General features: G+C 46.2%; 9 protein-coding genes. 8 read left to right on the forward strand and 1 reads right to left on the reverse strand.

Going from position 1 to position 20,758, the window contains the following annotated elements; translation table 11 throughout:
- Nucleotides 1–117 precede the first annotated feature (117 nt).
- From QUA54_RS11475 to QUA54_RS11490, 4 genes are all read left to right on the forward strand, one after another.
- Nucleotides 118–5,574, forward strand: a complete 5,457-nt coding sequence (locus QUA54_RS11475; protein WP_333414734.1) for an AAA family ATPase — start codon at nt 118–120, stop codon at nt 5,572–5,574.
- A 115-nt stretch (nt 5,575–5,689) separates the two neighbouring features.
- The gene (locus QUA54_RS11480; RefSeq protein WP_333414735.1) at nt 5,690–7,951 is read left to right on the forward strand and encodes a phosphodiester glycosidase family protein; all 2,262 of its coding nucleotides are present in this window, start codon (nt 5,690–5,692) and stop codon (nt 7,949–7,951) included.
- Nucleotides 7,952–8,064: 113 nt separating this feature from the next.
- A complete protein-coding gene (locus QUA54_RS11485; RefSeq protein ID WP_333414795.1) occupies nt 8,065–8,460 on the forward strand; it encodes an endonuclease domain-containing protein in 396 nt (131 codons plus the stop codon).
- A gap of 195 nt (nt 8,461–8,655) precedes the next feature.
- Nucleotides 8,656–8,868, forward strand: coding sequence for a hypothetical protein (locus tag QUA54_RS11490; protein WP_333414736.1), 213 nt, complete (start codon nt 8,656–8,658; stop codon nt 8,866–8,868).
- A gap of 69 nt (nt 8,869–8,937) precedes the next feature.
- Here QUA54_RS11490 and QUA54_RS11495 read toward each other — a convergent pair whose 3' ends face one another.
- Nucleotides 8,938–10,071: a succinylglutamate desuccinylase/aspartoacylase family protein gene (locus QUA54_RS11495; RefSeq protein WP_333414737.1), complete on the reverse strand. Its 1,134-nt coding sequence runs from the start codon at nt 10,069–10,071 to the stop codon at nt 8,938–8,940.
- Nucleotides 10,072–10,191: 120 nt separating this feature from the next.
- On the opposite strand from QUA54_RS11495, the gene QUA54_RS11500 reads away from it, so the two are divergent.
- The 4 genes from QUA54_RS11500 to QUA54_RS11515 all read left to right on the forward strand — a co-directional run bounded on the left by QUA54_RS11500 (nt 10,192) and on the right by QUA54_RS11515 (nt 20,755).
- Complete coding sequence (locus QUA54_RS11500; protein ID WP_333414738.1) at nt 10,192–10,359, forward strand: hypothetical protein; 168 nt, start codon at nt 10,192–10,194, stop codon at nt 10,357–10,359.
- A gap of 76 nt (nt 10,360–10,435) precedes the next feature.
- On the forward strand, nt 10,436–13,174 hold the full coding sequence (locus QUA54_RS11505) for a DEAD/DEAH box helicase (protein WP_333414739.1): 2,739 nt from the start codon (nt 10,436–10,438) through the stop codon (nt 13,172–13,174).
- Between the two features lie 355 nt (nt 13,175–13,529).
- Entirely contained in the window at nt 13,530–16,271 is a 2,742-nt protein-coding gene (locus QUA54_RS11510) for a family 10 glycosylhydrolase (protein ID WP_445301548.1), read from the forward strand.
- Nucleotides 16,272–16,810: 539 nt separating this feature from the next.
- A complete protein-coding gene (locus QUA54_RS11515; protein WP_333414741.1) occupies nt 16,811–20,755 on the forward strand; it encodes a PAS domain S-box protein in 3,945 nt (1,314 codons plus the stop codon).
- Nucleotides 20,756–20,758 lie beyond the last annotated feature (3 nt).

The raw sequence follows: 20,758 nt of genomic DNA on the forward strand, positions 1-20,758 counted from the left end.
TGCTCTCCAATGTTAAGAAAAATGTAATTTATGAATAGCATGACAGATAGAGCGAAAATAGTAGATAGCAACTCTCAGAAACTTCAGGGTTGACAGAAGTAGTAGGAATACGTAGATATGACTAAGATCGCAAAGCTTTTCCTAGGATATCACATTAACGAGCAAATATACGCAGGCAATCGAACTTTAGTTTATCGCGGCATTCGCACGGAAAATGGGCAGCCCGTCGCAATCAAACTGCTGCGAAATGACTTTCCCCGCTTCAACGAACTGGTTCATTTCCGCAACCAGTACATCATTGCTAAAAACTTAGATATCCCCGGAAGTGTGAAGGCATACAGCCTGGAAACGTACCAGAACCACTATGCTCTGGTGATGGAAGACTTTGGCGGAATTTCCTTAAGTAGCTACCAGGCTAATCTAGCATCCGCTAGCAACGAACCTGTAGAAGGCCTGCCCGTTAACGAGTTTCTGCCCGTGGCGATTCAAATTGCCAACGCCCTGGACGGACTTTATCGCCACCGAGTCATCCATAAAGACCTCAAACCTGCCAACATTCTGATTAACCCGGTCAGCAAAGAAGTCAAGTTAATTGACTTCAGCATCGCTTCCCTGCTGCCGCGCGAAACCCAAGAAATTCAAAATCCTAACGTCCTCGAAGGCACTTTACCCTACATATCTCCCGAACAAACTGGGCGAATGAACAGAGGCATTGATTACCGCACAGATTTCTACTCGCTAGGAGTAACATTCTACGAATTACTAACAGGAAAGTTACCGTTCCAAACAGACGACCCAATGGATTTGGTACACTGCCACCTTGCCAAACAGCCAGTGGCAGCCTCAAGAGTTAACAATAGCGTTCCATTGGTGCTGTCTGAGATTGTCAGCAAATTGATGGCGAAGAATGCTGAATGTCGCTATCAAAGCGCGCTGGGACTCAAGTTTGATTTGGAAACTTGCTTATCCCAGTGGCAAGAGACAGGGGCGCTGACTAACTTTAAAATAGGGCAGCGAGATTTGTGCGATCGCTTCATCATCCCCGAAAAATTATACGGTAGAGAAAGCGAAGTATTCTCCCTGCTAGCGGCGTTTGACCGCGTGAGTGCAGGTAGCGCCGAAATGATGCTCGTTGCTGGTTTCTCCGGCATTGGTAAAACCGCTGTTGTCAACGAAGTTCACAAACCCATAGTCCGGCAGCGCGGCTACTTTATTAAAGGCAAATTTGACCAATTCCAACGCAACCTTCCCTTTAGTGCGTTTGTCCAAGCTTTTCGCGATTTAATGGCACAATTGCTATCGGAAACCGATGCTAAAGTTGAACAATGCAGGTTAGAAATATTGGCAGCTTTGGGCGATAGCGCTCAAGCGATAATTGAAGTAATTCCCGAACTCGAACGTATTATCGGGCCGCAACCGCCAGTCCTAGAACTTTCGGGCAGTGCCGCTCAAAATCGCTTTAATTTGTTGTTTGAAAAGTTTATTAAAGTATTCACAATAAAAGAACATCCCTTAGTAATATTCTTGGACGATTTGCAATGGGCAGACTCAGCATCGTTAAAATTAATTCAACTGCTGATGAGTGCTACAGAACACCGCTATCTCTTATTAATTGGAGCTTATCGGGATAACGAAGTATTTCCAGCTCATCCATTAATACTGACTTTATCAGAGATTCAAAAAACTGAAGCAAAGGTAAATACTATTACCTTAGCTCCCCTCGCTCAAACCGACGTAAATAGTTTAGTTGCCGATACTCTAGCTTGTTCTACAGCCTTGGCTCTGCCTTTGACCGAACTCGTTTATCAGAAAACTAAAGGCAATCCATTTTTCAGCACACAATTCCTCAAATCTTTGCATGAAGATGGGTTAATTGAATTTAATTGTGAAGCTCGGTATTGGCAGTGCGATATTTCTAGAGTGCGCACCTTGGCACTAACGGATGATGTAGTAGAATTCATGGCACTTCAGTTGCGAAAGTTGCCAAGTAAAACACAGTCCGTTTTAAAGTTAGCTGCTTGTATTGGCAATCAGTTCGATTTGGCGACCTTAGCAATTGTTGATGAAAATTCGCCAGTAGAAACCGCATCCGCTTTATGGAAGGCGCTGCAAGAAGGGCTAATTTTACCCATTAGTGAAATTTATAAGTTTTATCAAGCAGAGGAGAATAGCGAATCGGTAATCGGGAATGGTCAGGAATTTGACCACTTATCAATTACCCACGACCAATTACCCAAATATAAGTTTTTACACGATCGCGTTCAACAAGCAGCCTATTCCCTAATTCCCGATGACCAAAAACAGGCGACTCATTACCAAATCGGACAACTGCTGCTGCAACAGATTTCCGCAGAAGCAAGAGAAGACCGTATTTTTGAAATCGTCAATCAATTAAATCACGGAACTGCTTTAATTACCCAACCAACTCAACGAGAAGAATTAGCCCTACTCAATTTAATTGCCTGTCGCAAAGCTAAAACTTCAACTGCCTATCAAGCAGCGCATGAATATGCGACAGTGGGATTGTCTCTTTTGGGAAACAATACTTGGCAGCAGCAGTATGAAATGACCCTCGCCTTATATGAATTAGCTGCGGAAGTAGCAATGCTAAACGGTAACTTTGAGGCGATGGAACAGTTCATTGATATTGTCATTCAACAGGCACGATCCTTACCTGAAAAAGTCAATGTTTACTGTATTAGAATTCAATCTCATATTTCCCAAAGTAAACTGACATCAGCGATCGCGATCGCCCAACCAGTCTTACAACAGCTTGGTGTCACCTTTCCAGAAACACCGACACCATCAGATATTCAACAGGAAATCCAAGAGATTGAGGAACTCATTGGCGATCGGGAAATCGCTGATTTGGTTCACTTGCCTGAAATGACAGATGCAGAAAAACTCGGTACTCTTAAAATTATCAATATCATTATCCCAGCCGCTTACCTCACTGGTTCTGCGCTGTACCCATTGCTGAATAGTTTGTCCGTTAAACTATCAATTCAGTACGGTAACACATCGACTTCTGCTTTAGGCTATGCAACCTATGGCAATATTCTCTGCAATTTCTTACAAATAGATACAGGATCGCAGTTTGGTTCCCTGGCACTCCAGGTTATTTCAAAACTCGATGCCAAAGCAAGTAAAACAGATGTTTTGATGATTTTGGGGATATTTATTGTACACCGCAAATCTCACATTAAAGAAACACTACCCCTCTTGCAAGAGGGTTACACCAGCGCCCTAGAATTTGGAAATCTGGTACTTGCTGGATATAATGGGCACACTTTTTGTCTCAATTCTTTTTGGTGCAGTCAACCCCTGGCTACCTTAGAGCAGGATATTTGCGCCTACTGCCATAGTTTGATGCAATTAAATCAATTGACAACCGCAAATTATTGCCGGATCTATTGGCAACCTGTTTTAAATCTGCTAGGTCTTGCAGAACATACCACCCTTTTGTCTGGAAAAGCCCTTGAAGAAACAGAATTTCTCCAGCAGCTACAGTCTGCCAAAGATGGATATGGATTGTATATTTTCCATTTGTATAAACTGATGCTTTGTTTCTTGTTTGGAGAAATTGAGATAGCGAAAAATCATGCTATTGAAGTCAGGCGCTATTTTATGGCTGGTGCGGGATTAGTCACCGAACCAGTATTTTATCTTTATGATTCTCTGTTAACTTTGGCACAATTAAATCCACAGTTAGATGAAGCATCAGAAGCATTGCAGGGTGTAATAGAAAACCAAACAAAGTTACAGCAATGGGCGTATCATGCACCCATGAATTATCAACATAAGGTTGATTTGGTAGAGGCGGAAAAATGTCGAGTGTTAGGACAAAAAGTCAAAGCAACTGAGTTTTACGACAAGGCGATTTCTCTTGCCAAAGCCAACGAATATATGCAAGAAGAAGCACTTGCTAACGAACTGGCAGCAAAGTTCTACCTAGATTGGGGCAAAGAGCGCATAGCTGGGGAATACATGACGAACGCCTACTATGCCTACGCTCGTTGGGGTGCAAAAGCCAAAGTCGCTGACTTAGAAGCTCGCTATCCTCAACTACTTACACCTATATTAGAGCAAACCCGTTCTCCTCTCTCCGCTCACGAAATTCTCTTGACATTGGGTAGTGTCACCTCCACCAGTTCGGCCACATCCAGTAGTAGTGTTTCTGTGGCTTTAGATTTAGGTACTATTCTCAAAGCTTCCCAAGCAATATCCCGTGAAATAGACCTCAAAAAACTACTGACATCGTTGCTTTCGATCGCCATAGAAAATGCAGGAGCCGATAAGTGCGTGTTAATGCTCTTGCAAGACGATCGACTGTTAATTAAAGGGTCGATTACTCTGGGGACAGAGCCCGTCGTGTTGCAACAGCTTCCCATTGAAAACTGTCAAGAGCTACCCTTAAAACTAATCTACAAAGTCAAGCATAACCAGCAGACTATTGTGCTACTTGATGCGACGGCAGATCCGACTTTAGCTAACGATCCATATATCATTAATCAGCAACCCAAGAGTATTTTGTGTAACCCGATTTTGCATCAAGGTAAGTTAATAGGTATTTTATATCTAGAAAATAATTTAATAACGGGAGCATTCACGAGCGATCGCGTCACCATCCTCAACATCCTGTGCTCGCAAGCTGCAATTTCCCTACAGAACGCCCGACTGTATCAGCAATCCCAGGAATATGCCCAAAAACTAGAGCTTTACCTTCACGATCTCAAACAGATGCAGTTGCAATTGGTGCAGGGTGAGAAGATGTCTGCACTCGGAAATTTAGTCGCAGGGGTAGCCCACGAAATTAACAATCCCGTAGGTTTTATTGCCGGCAATTTACAGCCAGCTCAAGAATATGTACAAGATTTGTTCGAGCTAATCGATGTATATCAAGATAGTTTTCCCAAGCCAGGAGCTAAAGTTGAAGAAAAAATTGAGGATATAGACTTGGAGTATTTGCGAGAAGATTTACCGAAATTGATTGGCTCGATGCAGGAGGGAGTCGATCGCATCCGCAATATCAGTACGAGTTTGAGAACGTTTTCCAGGGCAGATAGCGATCGACCAATTGCTTTCAATATTCACGACGGACTAGAGAGCACTCTGCTGATTCTCAAGCACCGTTTAAAAGCCAGCGAGTTCCGCCCTGCCATTGAAGTTGTAAAAGAGTATGGTAACTTGCCCCTAGTGAAATGCTTTCCCGGACAGTTAAACCAGGTATTTATGAATGTACTGGCCAATGCCATTGATGCTCTAGAGGAGTCAAATAAGGAGCGGAGTTTTAGTGAAATTAAAGCCCGACCCAACCAAATTACGGTTCAAACTGCTCTGAGCGAATCCAACAATCAGGTTTTGATTCGCATTAAGGATAATGGAGTGGGGATGTCGAACGAAATCAAGGAAAACATCTTTAACCACTTATTCACAACCAAGTCTGTGGGTCAAGGAACTGGATTAGGATTGTCTATAGCCCGCCAAATTGTGGTGGAAAAACATGGAGGTACGTTACTTGTGAATTCCTCCATCGGAGAGGGTTCGGAGTTTGTGATTTGTATTCCGGGGTGAGCAGTTGCTAGTAGGTCTTTAGGGCAATTAGCGCCGCTTAGTAAGAAGAAACATACGGATATTCCGGGTTTCTAGATCCCCATGCGTTTAGGAATGAAATTGTGAGTTGTAAGCTGTGAAACGTAATTTTTCCTATTGGCGTCCAATATTGTCAGCCTCGATTTTACCCGTACTGGCGATCGCCCCGTCTTTGCTCTGGAATCAACCCGGAATAGCACAAGAGGGGGAGAGGGCTGGGTTGATTGATGCTTCGAGAGCCCGCCAGGAAATGAATTCCCTGGCTGATAGCGAAAGTCGGTTAAAACTGAGATGTTGCAGCATTGTCAATAAGCCTTTTATGAACAGGCAAGATGCCCGTTCCACAAGAAAATCTACTCTTCGCTTCACAGGCATCTTGCCTGTTCTTGAGAATGGTGCAAGATGTGAGTTAAAACCGACTGAAATATTGAGCGATACTTCTGTTGAGAAAACTTCAGCTATGAGACAGGGGTTGAAACCCCTGTCGGACTATAGGCTTTTGGCTCAATCTGTACCGCCCTCTTCGATAATTAGGCAAGGTCGCCAAGTGTCTCTAAACGGCCGCATTCTCCCTCTAAGTTGGACTCAGCAGGCGGAAAACAGCACTTCTGCGAATTTCCGAACTTGGATTGCTGATGTTGGATTGATGCAAAGTGCGGGAGTGGATTTGCTCAACAGCGCCGACAGTGCCAAACAACCGGTGCAGTGGTTTTCGGTATCTTTAACTGACGCTCAAAGCTTAGCAGCGCGGGCAACGGGGCCCTATCGTTACTTAGATGTTACCGATTTTGCTAGACTTGCGGGCTGGCAGATATCTGTTGATGGGAATATTCTAAAAATTACTTCTCAAACTGCAAGTGTTACCGGAATTCGGCAAGCAGAAATAGAATCGGGCGATCGCATTGTTGTAGATCTCGATCGACCAACTCCGTGGCAAGTCAACTTTGTCGATAAACCAAGCCCGTCGCCGACACCCGCACCCAACCCCCCCGACGACCCCACAAAGCCCGCTATCCCACTGCCAAACCTCCGCACAGCGCCAAACCTCGAAACACCAGACGACCCGACCAAACCCGCCCTGCCGCTGCAAATAACGCCCGCAGCGCCGATCGCCGGTCAAGAATGGTCGATCGCGATCGATGCCAAAATCGATCCCGTCTTACTTCAGGACACTTTTCAAACCAGCAAACAATTGCTATCACTAAAAGTCGAACCTGACGGCGCTCAAACCCGAGTCAAAGTGACGATTCCTTTAGGTTGGCGGCCGCAAGTTTTCAGCCTGGGAAATCCCAATCGATTAGTGATCGACATTCGACCAGATTCGTTAGTAGAAAAAAACATTGTTTGGGCTCCCGGTGTGCAGTGGCGGCAGCAGTATCAAAATTTAGGAACGGCTCGTTTTCCAGTAGTTTGGCTAGAAGTGAATCCGCGTCAATCCGGTGTAAAACTTCGACCAATTCTCAGCAATCCGCCTGCCGTTCAAGGAACTGCACCTTTATTGCAAACAGCAGAAGTGTCGGGTGCGGCTGCGGCGATTAATGCAGGGTTTTTCAATCGGATAAATCGCTTAGCTTTAGGGGCAATTCGGCGCGACAATAAATGGCTTTCCGGGCCGATATTGAACCGGGGGGCGATCGCCTGGAACGATGGGGGAGAATTTGCGATCGATCGTTTAACTTTGCAAGAAACTGTAATAACTCCGGCAAATCAAACTTTGCCAGTTTCTCATCTCAATAGTGCCTACGTACAACCGGGAATCGGTCGCTACAATTCTGATTGGGGAACAACTTATACTCCGTTGTCTGGCAATGAAATAGTTGTGACAGTTGCGGACGATAGAGTTGTCAGCCAATCCCCCGGAGGTGCGGCGGGAACAATAACTTTTCCCATTCCAGCTAACGGTTATATTTTGGTTTTACGTTCCGATGTTTTCCCTGCATCTGAACTATCCATCGGCACTTTATTGCGTTTAGAAACTAACACTTTTCCTGCTGATTTCAACCGTTTTCCGTACATTCTCGGCGGCGGGCCGGTGTTGGTACAAAACAGTCGAGTTGTGCTGGATGCGAAGGCGGAAGGGTTTAGCGATGCCTATGTTAGGCAGACAGCAATTAGAAGTGCGATCGGGCGAACTGCTGCGGGGAATTTGCTGATTGTAGCCGTGCACAATCGCGCGGGCGGGGCGGGGCCAAATTTTGCAGAACTGGCGCAGATATTGCAGCAAATGGGTGCTGTGGAGGCTTTAAATTTGGATGGGGGAAGTTCGACGAGTTTGTATTTGGGAGGTAGTTTGCTCGATCGGCCTCCGTCAACGGCTGCGAGAGTTCATAATGCGATCGGTATTTTCATTCAACCATAAACCGTACCACCACCGAACAAACTCAAAAAACTCTTAGCCCCCCCTTAGCAAGGGGGGGTTGGGGGGGTTAAAGAACCAAAAGACCAACAAAAAAATCCTATATAACAATGACAATGCTCTACAACATAACCTCAGAAAAATTCAAGCGACAGAAGCTTCGCACAGAAATGACAGAAGCTGAAAAGCGACTATGGGAACACATTAGAAACAGACGGCTTGAAAATTGTAAATTTCGCAGACAATATAGTGTAGCAGCATTTGTGCTAGATTTCTACTCACAGGAAATCAAGTTAGCACTAGAAGTTGATGGTGACAGCCATTTTGTGGAGGGCGCTGTAGAATATGATGCAGAAAGGCAGGCCTTTATTGAGTCGGCCAGAATTAAATTTTTGAGGTTTACTAATGAGGATGTTTATCATAATTTGGATGGGGTTTTAGATGTTATTGTAGAGGGGATTAAATCGCTAAGAACTTCTGGTGTTTTACCCCCCCCAGCCCCCCCTTGCTAAGGGGGGGAGTAAGAGTTAGAAAGGTAGATTAGATTAAATCGTTGAGAACATCGGGTATTTTACCCCCCCAGCCCCCCCTTGCTAAGGGGGGGAGTAAGAGTTAGCCCCTTGCTAAGGGGGGGAGTAAGAGTTAGCCCCTTGCTAAGGGGGGGAGTAAAATTTTCTATAATCCCAAATCGAGCGGCTTGTTTGTATGTGATGATAACGGGATATTTCCCGCGAAATTTGCAGGGTCAAGACCAGTTTTTGACGGTTTTACAAAATGATGGGGTTCCTGTGGACGATCGCACTTCTGCTATTCCTCAACCGCTAGCCACAGTTATCGATCGCGCTTTAATTGACAATCCTGAAATTTATTATAAAAGTGCAGCGGAATTTAAACAAGCCCTATTCAATATTAGATCGTAAATTATGGTTCGACTAGCAATAGGTTTTCAGAAACCCGGTTTATTCAAGAAACCGGGTTTCTTGGTATTCTCAATCTGCCATCACAGACAACACATACTCTCCTTGATTTACTGACTGATTTGTCGAAACATCAAAAATGAAAACATCCGACTCAGCACAAACATCAACCAAACTCGGAAATTCCCCATTCTTATTAAAGCTGAGAATTTGATAAAGCCGATCGCCCTTTTTGACATAACTACCCAATTGCACTCGATTTTGAATCATTCCGCCTGCTGGCGCGTAGTATTTGTTAACCGAATTTTTGGGGGTGAAAATAACTTGATGCGCCGCAGTTTCCGGGAGAGGAAATCCATCAATTTTCAATAAACCCTTACTTGCTAAGTAATTTTTGATGCCCCGCAAGCCATTCGCCACCGACTCGGGATTCATTTCCATCCCCGAACCTAATTCTAAAGTCCAAGCTTCCACGTCAAATTTAATCGCACTTCCCAACTCGGCCAAAATCTTCTCCAAAGCCAGCCAAGGCTTGATAAACGCCTCGTCAAAAGCATCGCCATCGTACTCGTCAAACAAGATTGTGCGATCGAGCAAAAAAGCTTTTGCACTCTCCTCGCGGGAATTAAAACAGTAAAGGTAATCTAAACTTTGATTCGTAGAACTGTGCAAATCCAGCACATAGTCAGCATCCAAACACAAAGATTGTAGCTGATATCGGTAAAGTTCGCTGTAGGGGCGGCAACTAGGAGCGTTAATTTTTGCCAACTCTTTGGCAAAACTCAAAGCAATCGCTTTTCTGTAATTAACTTTGACAGTATCGGCATCGAGATGAATGTGAGAATTAGCAAAACCCAGAATATCTTCCCCTTGTTTTTCAAAATCCCAGAAAATTCGGTTCCAATTTACCCCATCATAAAGATTGTACCGACCAGGGGAAAAATGGTGCGATCGCTGACTCACACCCACAGGATTGCAAACAGGAACTAGCCAAATTTCGCCGCTTAACTGGCTGCTGTCCAAAGACCTTAAAAACTCAATTAATTGGTAAATCACCGCATTACCGCTAATCTCAGCACCGTGGAGGTTAGATTGGAGATAAGCTTTTTTGCCGGGAATCGCACCTTGGAACTGATAGACTTGCAGTGAAAGCCGATCGCCCGAAGCAAGCTGCACCACAGGAATAGTCGAAATAACTGGAATCATAGAGAAGGAAGAAGGAAGAAGGAAGAAGGAAGAAGGAAGAAGGAAGAGGGAAGAAGGAAGAAGGAAGAAGGAAGAAGGAAGAGGGAAGTTCGGCAACGGATTATGTAACGGATGTAACGGATGTCAGGAAGAGGGAAGAAGGAAGAAGGAAGAAGGAAGAAGGCACAATTTTTTTTATTTCTTCTGCCAACTGCCAACTGCCAACTGCCAACTGCCAACTGCCAACTGCCAACTGCCAACTGCCAACAGACTTATTCCTTCATAGCCGATTTGCTGACGAAGGTCTAAAATCAATACAGTCCTCTGCTGACTTGCTTTCAGCAAGATTTAAGCATACTTACCCTGAAACCTTATAATAATCCTTGTGCCAGACACTGCCCAGAACCGCCCAGAGCTGGATCTGAAGACCATATTTCCCTTCGAGCTAGATAACTTTCAGAGAGAGGCGATCGCCGCCCTCGATGCAGGTAAATCCGTTGTCGTGTGCGCTCCCACAGGCTCTGGGAAAACGTTAATCGGGGAATACGCCATCCATCAAGCACTCGATCGGGGGCGGCGCGTCTTCTACACCACTCCCCTCAAAGCTCTGTCCAACCAAAAGCTGCGCGACTTCCGCAATCAATTTGGAGACGACAACGTAGGTTTGCTCACCGGCGACATCTCCGTCAATCGAGATGCGCCGATTTTGGTGATGACTACCGAAATATTTCGGAATATGCTCTACGGTACGCCTATAGGAGAAGTCGGTACTTCCCTCACCGGAGTCGAAACCGTGGTGCTCGACGAGTGTCACTACATGAACGATCGCCAGCGCGGTACCGTCTGGGAAGAATCCATCATCTACTGTTCGAGCGAAATTCAACTGCTCGCCCTCTCAGCAACCGTTGCCAATAGCGAGCAACTCACAGACTGGATTAACAAAGTCCACGGGCCCACAGAGCTCGTCTACTCAGACTTTCGGCCAGTGCCGCTGCAATTCCACTTCGCCAACCAAAAAGGGATATTTCCCCTGCTAGACGAGACCGGCAAAAGAGTTAATGTCCGGTTAGTCCCCAAAAAGAAGCAGCAAAAAGTAGAAAGAGGCAGCATCCCCACTCCGAGTTTGACCGATGTTTTGGCCCGGTTGGACGATCGAGATATGCTACCAGCAATTTACTTCATCTTCAGCCGTCGCGGGTGCGACCAAGCAGTCGCAGAAGTCGGCAATTTCTCCCTGGTTAACGAAGCCGAAACAGCCGAACTCAAACGCATCATTGACGATTTTTTACAGCGAAACCCAGAAGCAGAACGCTTCGGTCAAAAAGAAGCACTTTTAAAAGGCATCGCCGCCCACCACGCAGGTATTTTGCCCGCTTGGAAAGGTTTAGTAGAAGAACTCTTTGGCAGAGGTTTGATTAAAGTCGTATTTGCCACCGAAACCCTAGCAGCCGGGATTAATATGCCCGCCCGCACCACAGTCATTTCCACCCTGTCCAAGCGCACCGACAAGGGACACCGACTGCTAAACGCTTCAGAATTCCTGCAAATGGCCGGTCGGGCGGGTCGGCGGGGGATGGACGAGCTCGGGCACGTAGTCGCAGTTCAGACGCGCTTTGAAGGCGCAAAAGAAGCCTCTTATTTGGCAACAGCCAAAGCCGACCCCCTCGCCAGTCAGTTTACTCCCAGCTACGGCATGGTGCTGAATTTGCTGCAAACTCACACTCTCGACGAAGCTCAAGAGTTGGTAGAGCGGAGTTTTGGTCAATACCTGTCTACCTTGTACTTGCAGCCGCAGCAAGCAGAATTAGACCGATTGCAAACAGAATTGGCGGTGCTGGAAGAGTCCCTGGCGGCCGGAGGAAATGTCTCCACCCTGGAAAAAGAGCTCGCCCATTACGAAAAATTGCAGGGAAGACTCAAAGAAGACAAACGTTTGCTGAAAACTTTATTGCAGCAAGCTGAAGAAGCGCGATTTAAGGAAATGTCCGTAGCTGTGGCTTTTGCAGTGCTCGGCACGGTTCTGAGTCTCAAAGGTAAGCACGTTCCGACAGCCAAACGATCGCACACAACTCCTGTACCCGCCGTATTGGTTGCCAAAATCGCAGGTTCCGGCCAAGCTCCAAATTTGGTGTGCTTGGGCAAAGATAACCGCTGGTATATCGTCGCCATTAGCGATGTCGCTACCCTGCACGCCGAATTACCCCGCTTGAGCGTTGCAGATACCTTGAACCCGCCGTCGGAAATGCCCCTGAGACTCGGCCAGTGCCGCTTGGCAAATGAAGAAACTGCTTCAATTGCTGCATCGATCCCAGAATTGCCGACACCGGAACCGAGCCCAGAGGCGATCGAGCAACAGCAGAAAATCGCAGCCCTAGAAGCTCAGCTAGAAATTCACCCGGTTCTAGAATGGGGCAATCCTGGTACTTTGCTCAAACGCCAGCGCCGCCGGGAAGAATTGAAAAAAGAAATCCGCAAAAGCGAACAAGAGTTAGAAAAGCAGCGAGCTCGCTACTGGGAGCAATTTCTCAACTTAATCGACATCTTGCTGAATTTCGGCTGCTTGGAAAAAGTAGTTTCGGCAACTGGAAACCGAGATGAATCCTCCGACAGGTTGGTGCCCACAATCTTGGGCCAAGCTTGCGCCGCCATTCGGGGCGATAACGAACTGTGGCTGGGTTTGTCGCTGATGTCTGCGGAGTTTGACGAACTCGACCCCCACCACCTAGCTGCTGCTTGCGCGGCCTTAGTTACAGAAGTTTCCAGGCCCGACAGTTGGACTCACTACTCGCTGTCGCCTGAAGTTTTAGCACCTTTGGACAATCTGCAAAAAGGCTTGCGCCGCCGGTTGTTTCAAGTTCAGTACCGCCACGAAGCTGCGATCCCGATTTGGCTGGAACGGGATTTAGTGACTTTGGTCGAACAGTGGGCTCTAGGCGTTGAATGGCTGGAACTGATTAGCCATACGAGTTTGGATGAAGGGGATGTGGTGCGGATTTTGCGCCGGACTTTGGATTTCTTGTCTCAGATTCCTCATGTTCCTCATGTTTCGGATTCTTTGCGGAGGAATGCTTGTCGGGCGATGCAGTTAATTGATAGATTTCCGGTGAATGAAGCTGCAACTTAGAAAAGTGTTGACAGTTGACAGTTGACAGTTGACAGTTGGCTGTTGACAGTTGACTGTTGGCTGTAAGCTGTGCGGCATCTAAATTGTATTTGGGGTTTTTCAACCCAAATGCACCTAGGTTTTAATCTAAAATCGTTTCCGGTTACATCGGTATTGTTCAAATTTCCAAACAGTCACCTGTCAACTGTCATGAGGAATAGACCAAGATTTAAATCCCAAATCTAAAATCTAAAATCTAAAATCTAAAATCTAAAATCTAAAATCGCTCGATCGCTCTTAATTGTTATTGAATTTTTCTTTAGTGGTGTGGTGAGTAATTCTCATATTTATGCAACAAATCAATAAGCCTCATCAAATGCCTGATGCCTGCTCCCAGGTTCAAAAAATTCGCTTTTTCACTTTCTTGCAAAGAGTCTTAATTGGAACTCTAGCTAGTACGTTACTCAATCTCTTCATCCTATTTCCCTCTCCGAGTTTCGCAGAAGTAGTTCTGGGCGTTGTTCGCAGTTCCGAGAATTCTCCCGACTGGGTGAAGATTACCACGCGCCTCTGGGAAAGCGGCATTGCTTACAAACCAATCAATCTCGAAGAAATCAAAAATGCGGCGGATTTAGCAGGCGTTAACGTGCTGTTTTTGCCCAACATTGAAACTTTGACTCCGGCACAAATTAAAGTTTTAGAAGCTTGGGCCTCCCAGGGCGGTCGCTTGATTGCTTCGGGGCCCGTCGGCCGGAGTTCCCCGGCCTTGGTGCGCCAGTCTTTGCGATCGCTCCTCGGGGCCTATTGGGCTTTTCCGTTAACCCAACCGGCGACCCCGCAACCGCGCAGCCGCTGTCGGGATCTGGCTTGCACTACTTCTAGCAGTTGGGTGCCACCAGAACAAAAAAATGCCTCAGTCCAAGGCGGTGTCTTGATTCCGGCTGATGCAAACAGTCAAACTATTGCTACTTGGAAAGATAGTTCCGGTTCCTCCGCAGCCATCGCCACGGACCGCGCTACATATCTCGGCTGGCGCTGGGGTAGCGACGGTTCGGCAAATGTAGATAAGGCTTGGCTGCAAGCCTCGATCGCCCGCTGGGGAGGCACAATCGCTTCGCAGCCTGTAGCGCCGCCCACTGCTGCCGCGACCCCGCTACCAAATCCCCCCTCCAGAGTCACTAGAAACACGCCTAGTTCGCCGCGCAGTACCCCGCTGAGCGGAGTTTCTCCCTCGGGTGCGCTTCCCGATCCAGTACCTGCAACTTTTACAGACCCTTCCGATCAGTCTGCGCCGGCGGGTTTGGACGTGCAGGCAAATTCCAATAAGCCGATCGTCAGCATTGAAGCCTATTTGATGCGCCAAGAACTCACCAACCTCCTTGGCAGGTTTGAAAGCGCCTTGACAGCAGCTAATTCAGCCAATACCGCCGTCAATCTCAATGCTGCTACCCCCCCTCAACTGGTGGCTGCAAGCAACAGTGCCGGCGGCCCGGCAGCCAGCCGCCCGCCTGTTCTGCAAGGGGCAACGGCGCGGGCGATCGCCCAAGCGCGGCAGGTTTTACAAACTTTTGACCAACTGCTGCAAGAGCAAAACTATGCGGAGGCTAGAAAGCAGTGGGTGGAAGCGCGACAGTTGCTGTGGCAAAATTACCCGAAGGAAGGGCAGCGGGTTGGGGCTGAAATTCGGGCGGTTTGGCTCGATCGCGGTACGATCGTCGCAGCGCGATCTGAACAGGGTTTGGCGGCAGTGTTCGATCGGCTCGCCGCCGCCGGTATCAATACTGTTTTCTTTGAAACTTTGAATGCCGGATATACGATTTATCCGAGTCAAGTTGCACCGCAACAAAATCCCCTGACTGTTGGCTGGGATCCGCTGGCATCTGCGGTTAAATTAGCCCACGAGCGAGGCATGGAACTGCACGCTTGGGTTTGGGTTTTTGCCACAGGAAATAAGCGCCACAATACTTTAATTGGCCAGCCTAGTTCTTATCCCGGGCCGGTGCTTTCCGCTCATCCACAGTGGGCAAATATTGACAATAAAGGACGCACGCAACATCCTAACGACGGTAAATTTTATCTCGATCCAGCTAACCCGGAAGCGCGGAATTATGTGCTGCAAATTGTCAGCGAAATTGCCAACAACTACAAAGTAGATGGGGTACAATTAGACTATATTCGCTATCCTTTTCAAGATGACAATGCGAATTTTACTTACGGTTACGGTATTGCGGCAAGGCAGCAATTTAGGCAGTTGACTGGTGCAGATCCGGTGAATATTTCCCCCAGGGACGGCAGTTTGTGGCGGCAGTGGGTTGAGTTTAAAACTAATCAAATTAATACTTTTGTAGCTGAAGTTTCTCAGCTTTTGCGGCAGAATTATCCGCGCACAATTCTGTCGGTGGCGGTGTTCCCGCACCCGGAAAGTCAGCGGATTTACAAAATTCAGCAAAATTGGGAAGTTTGGGCTCGTCAGGGCATTGTAGATTTGATTGTGCCGATGACTTATGCTTTGGATACGAACCGACTTCAGCGCATCACCGAACCGCTGGTAAAGGAACAAATTCTCGGTTCGGCTTTGATTTCTCCGTCGGTTAAGTTATTGACTCTCCCGGAAGTTGTGGCGATCGACCAAATTCAAGCTTTGCGCGATTTGCCGACTGGGGGCTATGCTATTTTTGCGGTAGAAAGTATCAGCAGCGCGATGCAGGGGTTTTTTAACCGCACTCAAGGCCGGCCGGTGCGTTCCACTTCTGCTGCGGAGCCGATTCCTTACCGGCAGCCGTTTGCGGCGGCGGCTTCGCGGTATACTGCTCTCAAGCAGGAATGGAGTTTTTTGTTGGCTAACAATCAGTTGCGGGTGTCGGAATCTGAACTGAAAGTTTTGGAAAGTCGATCGGATGAATTGGCGCAAGCTTTGAGCAAATTGGCGGCAAATCCTTCAACGGAAAGTTTAGCAACTGCTAAAAGATTGTTAAGAAGTTTTCAATCTCAATTTCAATCTTCGATGCGCTTGCATTCTGCAGAAAATAGCTATCAAGTTCAAACTTGGCAAAATCGTTTGGAGAGTTTGGATATGCTGTTACGTTACGGCGAAAGGATGGAGTTGAATCGCAGGTAAATGCAGGTTTTTATGGTGCGCGCGGCTGTAGATAGGGCGATCGTACTCTCCCTTTCCGCAGAAATACGCTATAGTAATTTAAATTCATACCTGTACTGTTGTCAGTAACTTACAATCCCAGTCCTGCGCTCATAGTAATTTCCATTGCCTGGAATAAGTAGGCGGTGTACACGATAAAGCACTTTTCAGGGAAGCGCTTTATCATGTCCGCTCGAACAACCACAATAGACTTGAATTGCAGGTATGCGCTCTCCTATCTTGAAATGCCTCTGCGTTGCATCTGCGTTGGATCTGCGCTTTATTTTTCAATACAAAAAATTTATGCAATAAGCCTAATAAACTTGGGCGATGAACCCGGTTTCTACGAAAAAATTCTGGTTAAATAACGAGAAATCCAGCAGAAATAAACCGGGTTTCTGAGGTCACGCACTCCAAACAAATAAACCTCGCATTTTAACACTTATCAATTACCAATTACTAATTACAAATTACGATTACAAATCTGTACCTCACTCACTTGATAATTGCATAGAATGAATATGTTTCCTACACCGCTCAATCGCTTTGTTACCAGAATTATCGGCAAAGTTCCATTACAAACTGTGCTAGTAGTTCCTTTTTTAGTGCAAATTGTCGGCATCGTAGGAGTTGTAGGTTGGCTGTCGTTCCAAAACGGTCAGCGGGCGGTCAACGATGTTGCCGCTCAGTTGCGGGGAGAAATTAGCGATCGCATCAAAGACCGTATTGAAAATTATATGTCAATTCCCCACATAGTCAATCACCTGAACGTTCAAGGTATAAAAGTGGGGCAGTTGAGCCTAGAAGACAAACAAAAACTAGAACTTCATTTCCTCGAACAAATTCAATATTTTGATTCGATCAGCATCATTTACACAGCCACAGAAAATGGAGACCACTCGGGAGCAATCCGCACTAAAGATCGGACTTTGATATCGGCTGCTGACAGCTCTACTGGCAATAAATTAGCTCGATATACTGCTGACTCTCAGGGAAAGCGCGTTCAATTAGTGGAAATTTCACCCGATATTTACGACCCGCGAGTTCGCCCTTGGTACATAGCAGCAGTAGCGGCAAAAAAACCTATTTGGAGTCAAATTTATACAGATTTTTTGACTAGGGAACTGGCAATTACTGCTGCTTTGCCTATCTACGATGACGCTGGCAAACTGTTAGGAGTAGCTGGCAGCGATTTGCTGTTTTCCCGAATCAAAGAATTTCTCGTCAACCTCAAAATTGGCAAGTCGGGGCAAACTTTTGTGATGGAGCGATCGGGGATGTTAATCGCCACTTCAACGGCGAGTCAAGAATTCGTGGTGGAAGGTAAAGAAACAAGACGCATCAAAGCTTCAAAAAGCGAGAATCCGGTAATTCGCCAAACCGCACAGTATTTAGAGAAATCCTACGAGAACTTAGCTAAAATTTCTAATTCTCAACAGCTTAGTTTTGATGTTGACGGCAAGAAAAATTTTATTCAGGTAGCTCCTTTTAAAGACGAGCGAGGGTTGGATTGGCTGATTGTAGTAGTTGTACCCGAGTCCGATTTTATGGAGCAAATTAACCTCAACACGCGCACGACTTTTTTGTTGTCGGTTGCAGCTTTGATTGGGGCGGCAATTCTGGGAATTTTTACTGCTAAATGGGTAGTTCAGCCGATTTTAAAATTGAATGCGGCGGCGAAAGCTTTGGCGCGGAATGAATGGGATACAAAGCTCACTCTGAGTCGCGAAGATGAACTCGGAGAACTTGCTGCTGCTTTTAACAGCATGGCAGAGCAATTGCAGCATTCATTTACTTCCCTATCGGAAAGCGAAAGCCGAGTCAAACAATTTCTCGATGCAGTACCGCTAGGCATTTTTATTGCAGAGCCAAACGGTCAACCTCACTACATTAACCCTACAGGAGAGAAACTTTTATCTCAAGGAATTGTGCCAGCAGATGCCGAAAGCTTGCGCCAATTATACCGAGTTTATTTAGCTGGAACTCAGGAAATTTACCCGGCGGAACGCGACCCTATTTTAAATGCTTTGCAGGGCAAAAGTGTCACTGTTGATGACATTGAAATCTCCTCCAATAACAAAACTGTTCCCCTGCAAATTTGGGGAACTCCTATTTACGACGCTCAAGGAAATATTATTTATGGAATGTGCGCTTTTCAAGATATTACAAAACGCAAACTAGCGGAGAAAGTATTAAGGGAATACAACCACAATTTAGCAGTGCAAGTTGCAGAACGCACCGCCGATCTTGCCAAAGCAAAAGAAAAATTTTCTAAAGCTTTTCGTTCTAGTCCGAATGCGATTACGATCACGAGAATCTGTGATGGCTGCCACCTAGAAGTTAATGAAAGTTTTTGCCGGATGATGGGCTACAGTCAGGAAGAAATTATCGGTAAAACAGCGGTGCAGCTCAATTTCTGGGCGAGTTTGGGAGAGCGCGATCGCATGATTCAAATGTTAAAAGACAAGACGGCAATTCACAATTACGAACTGAGGTTTCGCAATAGAAAGGGTACAGAAAGGACGGCGCTGCTGTCGATAGAAACCATCGATATTGACGGAGAAGCTTGTTTTTTGTCGATTTCTAGCGATATTACCGATCGCCAACAAGCAGAAACTGCCCTCCGGGAAGCAGAAGAAAAGTACCGCAACATTTATGAAAATGCTTTGAATGGAATTTTTCAAACTGCTAGTGACGGGAAATACATCAGTGCTAACCCCGGCTTAGCTCAGCTTTACGGTTACGAATCGCCCGCAGAATTAATAGCAGCACAGCCCAATTTCAAGAACCAGCTTTACGTGAAGCCCAACCGCCGCGACGAATTTACAGCGCTGATCGACGAGTACGGGATACTATCAAACTTTGAATCGGAAATTTACCGCAAAGATGGCAGCATAATCTGGATTTCCGAAAATTGTCGCGCTGTCTGCGATGAAGCAGGAAATTTACTTTACTACGAAGGTTTTATTAAAGACATTACTGATAACAAACAAGCGGAAATCAAAATGCAGCAGGCGAAAGAAGCGGCGGAAGCAGCAAACAAAGCTAAGAGTACGTTTCTCGCCAATATGAGCCACGAATTGCGATCGCCCTTGAACGCGGTCATCGGCTTTGCTCAAGTCATGATGCGCAGTAAAACTCTATCTCCTGAAAATCAAGAAGATGTCGCAATTATCCTGCGCAGCGGCGAACATTTGCTGGCTTTAATTAACCAAGTTTTAGATTTGTCAAAAATCGAAGCTGGACGCACTACTCTCTATGAAAAAAACTTCGATTTGTACAGGCTGCTCGACGATTTAGAAGATATGTTTGCTCTCAAATCTGAGGAAAAAGGCTTGCAATTAGTGTTCGAGCGAGGCGCGGAAGTACCCCATTACATTTGTACCGATGAAGTGAAATTGCGCCAAGTCTTAATTAATTTGCTCAACAATGCAATTAAATTCACTTCACAAGGCGGAGTCTCGGTGCAAATCAAAGGAGGAAGGCGGGGTGTAGACCAAAATAGCCGCGATCGATTGCCCGATCGCTACTCGCTACATTTTGAAGTTCAAGATACCGGTGCAGGCATTGCTCCTGATGAAATCCATCAGTTGTTTGAAGCATTCGTGCAGACAAAAACAGGTAAAGATTCTCAGGAAGGAACGGGTTTAGGTTTAGCGATTAGCCGCCAGTTCGTGCAATTAATGGGAGGTGAAATTACTGTTGCCAGCAACCTCGGAAAGGGTGCAGTATTTCAGTTTGATATCCAAGTTCATCTGGTTGAAGCTGGTGATATTGAAAGCAAAAAAACTCAACGTCGAGTGGTTGCCCTCGAACCGAATCAGCCAAGTTATCGCTTGCTAATTGTGGACGACAAACCTTTGAACCGCCAACTGTTGGTAAAACTTCTCAGTCCACTAGGGTTTGAGTTAAGAGAAGCTAATAACGGTAAAGAAGCGGTGGATATTTTTATGGAGTGGGAACCGCATCTGATTTGGATGGACATGAGAATGCCCGTGATGGATGGCTACGAGGCAACGAAACAAATTAAAACTACAACTGGCGGGCAAGCAACGGCGATTGTTGCCTTGACTGCTAGCGTTTTGGAGGAAGAACGGGCGGTGATTCTTTCGGCTGGTTGCGATGATTTTATGCGGAAACCATTCCGAGAGGAGGATATTTTTGTGGCAATGGGAAAACATTTAGGAGTACGCTATATTTATGAAGATCCAAGCGTAGTCAGTGGGGCAAGTATAGGGGAGTCAAGTCAGGAGGTGCTGACACCGGAGGCTTTTGCCTCTCTTTCTCCAGACTGGATAGCCCAATTCAAGCAGAATATTTTGAGTGTGGACATGGACGCGATCGCCAGTTCGATCGCACAAATCCGCACTGTCAACTCCTCTCTTGCGGACACGCTTCAAGATTGCATTAATAATTTTGAATATGACAGAATTCTGAACATAATCGATATCAGTGAGAACCAGTAAATA

The organism is Microcoleus sp. MOSTC5 (assembly GCF_036701825.1).
Taxonomy (GTDB): domain Bacteria; phylum Cyanobacteriota; class Cyanobacteriia; order Cyanobacteriales; family Microcoleaceae; genus Microcoleus; species Microcoleus asticus.